Origin of the sequence: Streptomyces nanshensis, assembly GCF_001751255.1 — a bacterium.
Lineage (GTDB): Bacteria > Actinomycetota > Actinomycetes > Streptomycetales > Streptomycetaceae > Streptomyces > Streptomyces nanshensis_A.
This window is the reverse complement of sequence record NZ_LJGW01000069.1, coordinates 1-6,512: the sequence shown is the minus strand read 5'-3', so window position 1 is coordinate 6,512 and position 6,512 is coordinate 1. Positions and strand designations below refer to the sequence as shown.

The 6,512-nt window shown below is 71.7% G+C and carries 5 protein-coding genes and 1 pseudogene; 3 read left to right on the top strand and 3 right to left on the bottom strand.

What is annotated here, in order from left to right; translation table 11 throughout:
* Nucleotides 1-145 precede the first annotated feature (145 nt).
* Nucleotides 146-724, bottom strand: a complete 579-nt coding sequence (locus AN218_RS35190) for a cutinase family protein (RefSeq protein WP_070015152.1) — start codon at nt 722-724, stop codon at nt 146-148.
* 1,156 nt (nt 725-1,880) lie between these two features.
* Complete coding sequence (locus AN218_RS03535) at nt 1,881-2,372, bottom strand: hypothetical protein (protein ID WP_141747424.1); 492 nt, start codon at nt 2,370-2,372, stop codon at nt 1,881-1,883.
* A 699-nt stretch (nt 2,373-3,071) separates the two neighbouring features.
* Between AN218_RS03535 and AN218_RS03530 the strand changes: the two genes are divergently transcribed.
* Nucleotides 3,072-3,917, top strand: coding sequence for an SAM-dependent methyltransferase (locus AN218_RS03530; protein WP_079131782.1), 846 nt, complete (start codon nt 3,072-3,074; stop codon nt 3,915-3,917).
* Between the two features lie 141 nt (nt 3,918-4,058).
* On the opposite strand, the gene AN218_RS03525 is transcribed toward AN218_RS03530, so the two are convergent.
* On the bottom strand, nt 4,059-4,703 hold the full coding sequence (locus tag AN218_RS03525; RefSeq protein ID WP_216311716.1) for a nitroreductase family protein: 645 nt from the start codon (nt 4,701-4,703) through the stop codon (nt 4,059-4,061).
* A gap of 244 nt (nt 4,704-4,947) precedes the next feature.
* Between AN218_RS03525 and AN218_RS03520 the strand changes: the two genes are divergently transcribed.
* A complete protein-coding gene (locus tag AN218_RS03520) occupies nt 4,948-5,640 on the top strand; it encodes a FadR/GntR family transcriptional regulator (protein ID WP_070015148.1) in 693 nt (230 codons plus the stop codon).
* Nucleotides 5,640-6,512: pseudogene (locus AN218_RS03515) on the top strand (hypothetical protein); the annotation flags it as partial. The gene AN218_RS03520 and the pseudogene AN218_RS03515, both read left to right, overlap by 1 nt.

Genomic DNA, 6,512 nt, shown 5'->3' with positions numbered 1-6,512 from the left:
GCCCCCGCCGACATGCGATTGGCCGGTACGGGGGCGGAGGGCAAGGATCCCGTATCCGGCAACGGACCTCGGCCGGCGTCGAGTTGAGACCGGCCCGGTCATGCCATGCATGACCGGGCCGGCTGTTCTCAGCAGTGGCGTGCGTTCACCACGGCCTGTACTGGCCGTTGAACCACTGCCCGTTGCCGTTGTCGGCGTAGTCGTCGGCGTTGAACGAGTAGTTGCCGTGGTCGCCGTTGAGGTACCCGCCCCAGCCAGACGGCGCACTGCTGTCACAGATCACGTCGCCGGTGCAGACCGATGTGGTGGGGATGTTGCCGAAGTTCTGGTCCACGCCCGAGGTGGGCGGACCCGCAATCTGCCCGAGCGGCTGTCCGGAGAGGCCGTCCGTGCCGGTGTCGGGGCCGCCCTGGCGCTTCGGGTCGGCGATGAGCACGGAGTTGACGTTGTCGATCGTCCCGGCGTTCTCCGACGTCCAGGTGTGGACGACGGCCGCGCCCTGTGAGTAGCCGACGACCTTGATGTGCTGGCCCGGGTTCGCCGCACGGTGCTCCTGGACCAGCCGGTTCAGCTCGTCCACGCCCTGCCGGGTACTCACTCCGAAGAGCGCTGCCGAGTAGCCGACGGGCTGGTCCACGGCTGCGGCGTTGGCGTCCGTGAAGACCCTTCCCTGCTGGTCGCCGGCACCGCCCACGGCGATCGTCCACGTGTCGTCGCTGCGCACCGGGGGCTCCGCCGGCGGTGGGGCGGGTGCCCCGGGCGGCGGTGGAGGCGGCGGATCAGCGGGCCCGGGAGCGGGAGCGGGAGCGGGAGCGGGAAGACCAGCAGGCGCCGGAGCCGGAGCCTGTCCCAGCGGAGGATCCGCAGGCGCCGGTGCCGGAGGACCGGCGGTCGGCGGCGGAGCCGGAGCGTCGTTCACGGGTTCCGGTGCCGGTGCCGGTGCCGGTGCCGGAACCGGAGGATCGTCGTTCGCGGGGCCGGGAGGCGGACCCGCAGGCCCAGGATCGGGCGCATCATTCGCGGGACCCGGAGCCGGAGGACTATCGTTCGCGGGACCCGGAGGCGCACCCGCAGGCCCAGGATCAGGCGCACCATTCACGGAACCCGGAGCCGGAGCACCGTCATTCACGGGACCGGGAGGCGCACCCGCAGGCCCAGGATCGGGCACATCATTCGCGGGACCCGGAGCCGGAGCACCGTCATTCGCGGGACCCGGAGGCGCACCCGCAGGCCCAGGATCAGGCGCATCATTCACGGAACCCGGACCCGGAGCACCGTCGTTCGCGGGACCGGGAGGCGGACCCGCAGGCCCAGGATCGGGCGCATCATTCGCAGGACCCGGAGCCGGAGCATCATTCGCAGGGCCCGGAGCCGGACCGTCATTCGCAGGCCCCGGAGGCGCACCCGCAGGCCCAGGATCAGGCGCACCATTCACGGAACCCGGAGCCGAAGGACCGTCGTTCGCGGGACCCGGAGGGGGACCGCCAGGCCCGGGATCGGGCGCATCGTTCGCAGGCCCTGGCGCACTCGCGCTTGAGTCAGGTCCGGGCCCGGTGTCGTCTGCGGATGCTGTTCCGGCCGCCACGACACTCGCGACAACCGCACCCGCGACGACGAATCCACTGCGCAGAGCCGTGGATGCCGGCAACTTACGATTCAATGCCGCTCTTGGGCGACGATGTCGTCCTGCCATTCGTCTTCCTTTCCTCTGTCGACGCGCATTCGGCGCCGGTTTACCGACTTGCTGCCCTGTGGAGTTAGAGGAGCCATGCAATGTGGTTGTCGTGGGCTGGCCGTCCGTTCCGCTGCCGGCGCAGCCCACTGGCACGGCACGCCTCGACGACGAAGCGGATTCGTGCCGGATGCAGGGTCCACCGGACCTACAATCGCGATTCCTCGGACTGAGGCGCCGACGTACCCGACGAACTCCGCCCGGCCTGACCCGCCGTGATGATCGCGATCTGCCGGGCCAGGGGCATGATCTTGAACTTGTCGACGCTGTTCGGCGTCCCGCCGAAGCCGGTGAACATGTGCAGCACCTTCGCGAGCTCCGGCGTGCGCAATCCGTCCGGAAGGGCGCTGAATACCTTCGCGCCGTTCTTGGTGGTCGGGGCGAGCAGGGAGAAGGAGGCGGCACCCACCATTCCGCGGCCCTTCGCCGTGCCCACGACGTCGTCCACGCTGAGCGGCTGGCTGGCGGCGCTGCTCGCGGCGATCCGCGCGATGGACGTCGCCAGAAGCCTGCCGTACGCGCCGAGTTGAACGAGCTGCCGCGGGGCGAGCTTCGCGACGATCGCCTGTGGGGCCTGCGTCTGCTCGGTCGCCGCCTGCGCGGGCAGCGTCGTCCGCTTCGGTGCCGGGCGAGCCGGCACCGAACAGGGCCCGTACGAGTACAAGCGCGGTGCCTGCCCATCGGCTCAGCCGCCTCACGCCTGACCTCCCCCGTCTCAGTCAACTGGCGGTCAGAACCCGCTTCATCACTATAATGAAGGGGCGTCATTATTGCGAAACACGGCGGGCACGCTACGAACCCCGGCAAGCACGGGTCAAGACAGCGCCCGCAACTGTTACTCCGAGTTAACCCACGGCGGCGGCCCGTACAGACGATGCGCCAGTCGGCCAAGACTGCTGGGTCGTCAGCCCACAGACGTCCCCAGGGGCCGCGACGGATCAGGGACGATGTACCGCCCGGCTGGGCGGTACGCCCGGCCAGGAACGGGTCCCGGCCGTCGAGTTGAGCCGTAGCGGGTTCGAGCGGGCGCTGGCGCACGCGAGTCCGAGCCACCACGGCCCGGCCGTGCACCGGGCGGCGCAGGAGCGGCGCGCGCAAGCGGCGCGCAGAAGGAGAACAGCCCGGTGCGCGTGCAGTGGGACCCGGAGCGGTCCGTGTGCGGATCGGGGCGAGCTGATCCGGCGTCGGCGCGTACTCCGGCGCACACACTCGCACCGGCGCCCGTGGAGACCGTGCGGCGTTCGCCCGTTCCCGGCCGGTTCCCGTACCCCGGCGGTGGGTTAGCATCGCGTGATCGTCACCATGGCGTGACCGTCAACACAGCGAGGAGCGTGGGGAGATGGCCGACGACGCCGAGGCCACCGGCGATGCCCGGAGCGATGCCCCGTTGATCATCAGCGGCGGGACGCCGATGGTCGTGAGCGACGTACCGCACTCGGCACGGATGTGGGACTTCTGGCTCGGCGGCAAGGACAACTACGAGGCCGACCGACGCGCCGGCGAACAGGCCCGTGAGGCGTACCCGGGCATCGTCGACATCGCCCGTACCAGCCGCGCCATGCTCGACCGCGTCGTACGCCACCTCGTCGTCGACGTGGGCATCCGTCAGTTCCTCGACGTCGGCACCGGACTGCCCACCGCCGCGAACACCCACGAGATCGCGCAGCGGGCCGCGCCCGAGTGCCGCATCGTCTACGTGGACAACGACCCGCTGGTGCTCACACATGCGCGGACGCTGCTGGCGGGCACGCCGGAGGGTGCGACCGACTACATCCACGCGGACGCGAACGATCCGGTGGCGATCCTCGAGGGCGCGGAGCGCACCCTCGATCTGTCGCGCCCGGTCGGGCTGATCATGTTCGGCATCGTCGGGCACATCCTGGAGCACGACGACGCGGTCTCGATCATCGGAACGCTCACCTCCCGCCTGGCGTCCGGGAGTTACCTCGCGCTGTACACCGGCACCGACGCGGACCCCGACCTGGTCGAGGCCGAGCGGCGGGTCGGGGAGCACGGCGGTGTGCCCTACCGGCTCCCAAACACCGCGCAGGTCGAGGAGTACTTCTCGGGTCTGGAGCTGGTCGAGCCCGGCGTGGTGCCGGGACCGCAGTGGCGTCCCGAGGGCCCGGTCAAGGACTCGGCGGCGAACGTCACTTCGCTCGGCGGGCTCGCGCGCAAGCCGTAGGACGCGCGCCGCGTCCGTGACCCGTCCACGGCCCCGGGGCCCGCGTGCCCCGGGGCGTCCGCCGACTCCCGTCCGTACGCCCGTACTTCGTCCGTACCGTCGGCGCGATACGTCGCCCGTACGTCTGCAACTCGCCGGTTCTCACCAGCCGTTCTCGTGCAGCACCTCCGAAAGCGGCGCCCGCGGGGCCGGCTTGAAGGTGTCGCCCGTGTAGTACGCGGTGGGGATCAGGGCCGCCTGACGGACGTTGGGCGGCAGGCCCAGCACATCGGCGACCTCCTGCTCGTACCGCAGATGCAGCGTCGTCCACGCGGTGCCCAGCCCGCGCGAGCGCGCCGCCAGCATGTAGCTCCAGGCGGCCGGAAGTACGGACCCCCACAGACCGGCCTGGTTCCCCTCCGGCAGCTCCCGGGAGGGGAGTTGGAGACACGGGAGGACCAGCACCGGGACCTGTCCCATGCGGTCGGCGAGGTAGGCCACGCTGTCGTTGACGCGGGCCTGGACGCGGGAGCGCTCCGGGTCGTCCGCGTACAGCCGGCCCGCCGCGTTCGGGGAGTCGAGATAGGCGCGGCAGGCCCTCTGGTAGAGCGCGCCGACCTCGCGGCGCACCTCCGGGTCGGTGAGGACGAGCCAGTGCCAGCGCTGTGCGTTGGAGCCGCTGGGCGCCTGAAGCGCCGTCTCCAGGCACTCCCGTACGAGGGCGGGTTCGACGGGCCGGTCCAGATCCAGCCGCTTGCGGACGCTCCGGGTCGTGGTCAGCAGCTCGTGGGCGGTCAGTTCGGGCACGGCGGGGCTCCCTCGGGTACGGACGGGTCACGGGCCGCGCGCCGGCCGACGGCGGCTAACGCACGTTAACCGCAGGGCAGTTGGGCCGTCCAACAGGGGTGTGCGCCGGGGAGGTGACCGCTCCCCGGCGGGGTCTTTCGCCCGTCCGTCCCGCGGTCGTGCCCGCCCCGTCCGCCTCTTGTCGCGGGCGACGGTACGTGATTCAGTGGCTCATCCACTGAGTCACTGAGGAAGGTGCCGAGCCGTGGAGACCCTCCCCCGCGAGACGATCGTCGACGTACTGGAGAACAAGCTGCGGGAGGAGATCCTCACCGGGTCCCATCCCGCGGGGAGTTATCTGCCGCCCGAACGGGAGCTGGCCGAGGGCTACGGCGTCACGCGCACCACGCTCAAGCACGCCTTCGGGCGTCTGGTGCAGTCCGGCCTGCTGGAGACCCGGCACGGAGTCGGCACGCGCGTACGGGACTTCGCCCGGCTCGGCGGCGCCGACCTGCTGCCGATGCTGGTGCGGCACAGCCCCGACTGGCTGGGCGAGATATTCGAAGTGCGGCGCAGCATCGGCGCGTTGATAGCCGAACGGGCCGCGCTGAAGGCCACCGCAGGGCAGCGCGCGGAGCTGCGCTCGCTGCTGGCCGCCGTCGGCGAGGCCGAGGGCGGCGCCGACGCACAGCTCGCCGACATCGAGGTGCACCGCGCGCTCGCCCGCGCCACGGGCAACCGGGTCTACACCCTGCTGACCAACACGCTCTTCAACGCCTATGTGCCGGTACGGGCCCACCTCGTCGGGCCGTTCCGCGATCCGGACATCGCACACGGCCGGCTGGCGCCCGTCGTCGAGGCGGTGGAGGCGGGCGACGCGAAGGCGGCACGGGAAGCGGCGGACGCCTATCTCTCCGCGACCGAACGCATCATGCTCGACGGCCTCGGGATCGCGTGATGGGCGGCCGGGGCACCGAGTTCTCCGAGGTCATGTCCGGGACCGTACGGCTGGACGGGGAGAGCGAGCCGCGGCGGATGCGGCTGGACCTGTCCGTGCGGGCCGAGGCCGTACTGCTCCCCCACCGCACCACCGACGCGGTGCTGCGCGGACGAGTGCGGATCGCGGGCTGGGCCGACGACGTACAGGCCACCGGCGAGATGGAGATCTCCCCGCTCGCGCGGCGGCGCATCCGCTACCGCGTCGACTTCACGGCGCAGGGCCGCCGTTACTCCCTCGACGGCTGGAAGTCGATCTCCCCCGGGCGTCCGGTGAGGTCGCTGACCGTGCTCCCGTTCTCTCTCGTCGAAGCGAGGAGGGAGGCGGAGAAGCGAGCGGAAAAGGAGGCCGGACGGGGGACGCTGCGCTTCCCGCTCGCCACCCAACTGCCGCCGTTCCTCGCCTCGTTCCGCTTCCCGCACAGGGAGGACGCGGCCGCCCAGCTCGCGCCGCGCTGGGACGGCGCCGCGGGACGTACGGAGGTCTGGTACACCACCGTCACCGACCCGGCCACCCGCACCGGGCTGTGGCTGCACCACGAACTCGTCGCCCCCGCCGACGGATCGGACGCCTACGCACACGGCTGGATCGCCCGCTTCCCCGCCGACGGCGGCCGACAGCCCGTCGAGCACGCGCGGTTCGGCCCCGTGCCGTGGAAGCGTCTGCCGGACGCGTCCGGCTTCGCCGCCGCCGGGGTCGAGGCGGGACCGGGGCTGCTGCGCGGCAGCGCGGGACCCTTCCGCTGGGAGCTGGCCGAACTGCCGCAGGACGAGCCGCTGTTCACCTTCCCGCGCTGGGCCTGGCGCCGTGGGCTGCTGCCGGCGGCGCAGATC

What these genes read in the sequence shown, in the direction of transcription:
- AN218_RS03530 (WP_079131782.1), top strand. Translation starts at nt 3,072, where the DNA reads ATGGCCGACGACGCCGAGGCCACCGGCGATGCCCGGAGCGATGCCCCG.